Raw genomic sequence first — 247 nt, forward strand, 5'->3', positions numbered from 1 at the left:
CCTTTTTGTTAATTCCAAGGGTAAGACAATGACAAAATCGGTAGTGTTAGCGTCGGCATCACCAAGACGCACCGCGTTGCTCAAGCAAATGAACATAGCTCATACTATACAACCCGCCGATATTGACGAATCGCCGCGCCTGAACGAAACGCCACTGTCGCTGGTCTCACGGCTTGCTGCTGAAAAAGGCCAGGCGGTGAAAGCGAAGTTGGCGTCAAAGCAAACGTTGACTGACGATACGGTCATT

General features: G+C 50.2%; 1 protein-coding gene. It reads left to right on the forward strand.

Annotation, left to right across the window (positions count from 1 at the left end; genetic code table 11):
* Positions 1 to 28 precede the first annotated feature (28 nt).
* The coding region (locus NLF92_RS13540; protein ID WP_254102784.1) for a Maf family protein at positions 29 to 247 on the forward strand (219 nt) is incomplete at its 3' end.

The sequence above is a fragment of the Opacimonas viscosa genome (assembly GCF_024199005.1).
GTDB classification, from domain to species: domain Bacteria; phylum Pseudomonadota; class Gammaproteobacteria; order Enterobacterales; family Alteromonadaceae; genus Opacimonas; species Opacimonas viscosa.